This is a genomic window from Sutterella massiliensis (assembly GCF_016899755.1).
In the GTDB taxonomy this organism is placed as follows: Bacteria; Pseudomonadota; Gammaproteobacteria; order Burkholderiales; family Burkholderiaceae_F; genus Sutterella; species Sutterella massiliensis.
The window spans coordinates 1-747 of record NZ_JACJJC010000176.1 but is presented as its reverse complement, the minus strand read 5'-3'; the positions used below and the strand labels follow the sequence as shown (position 1 = coordinate 747).

At 52.5% G+C, this 747-nt stretch carries 1 protein-coding gene; it reads left to right on the top strand.

Going from position 1 to position 747, the window contains the following annotated elements; all coding sequences use genetic code 11:
• Positions 1 to 176: 176 nt before the first annotated feature.
• Positions 177 to 747, top strand: a 571-nt coding sequence (locus H6A60_RS12005; protein ID WP_205104942.1) for an SGNH/GDSL hydrolase family protein, incomplete at its 3' end; no start/stop codon positions are given.

Below are 747 nucleotides of genomic sequence, written 5' to 3'. Positions count from 1 at the left end.
CTTTTAAGGAAAAGCGCCCCTGCAAAATAATCCGTCGAATGCTCCAAAGCCTAAGTCCTTTATTCTTCATCGTTCAGAAGTTCAAGGGAATCCGAAAATGGCTGCGGCATAGGCAAAGAGGAATAATAAAGCATGCATTCAGCGGTTCCTCGCGTCATTTATCAAGGAGATCCGAAATGAAAAAACTGGCCCTCGCTCTCATCGCAGCTGCGGTTGCCTCCGGTGCCTTTGCTGCGGATTATTCCGTCCAACCTAAAGTCACGTCGCTCAACGCACAGCCGAAAACTGCGCTCTTGATCGGCAACTCGTACACCTACTATAACTGCGCTCTTTTCGATTACCTCTGGGGCTTCTCCGGCGCTTCCAAGAACAAAAAGCTTGAAACGCAGATGTCGACCACGGCAGGGGCAGGCCTCGACTGGCATGACGTCAAAGGTCTTGTTCAGCCAACGGGCAACAGTTGGTCTTTCCTCTTCAAGAAGCACGACGGCCGTATCTTCGACGCAGTCGTCCTGCAAGGCAATTCTCTTGAACCTATCGATCCGCGAATGAAGGACAGCTTCACCCGCTATGCCGGCGAACATGTCAAGACGATTCGTAAAGCTGGCGGCGAACCGCTCTTCATGATCACCTGGGCGCGTGAAGGCAAACCCGAAATGACGCAGCAGCTTGCCGACGCAACGATCAAGGTGGCCAACGATAACAATGCGATGGCGATTCCTGTCGGCATCGCTTTTGCCGAGGTTC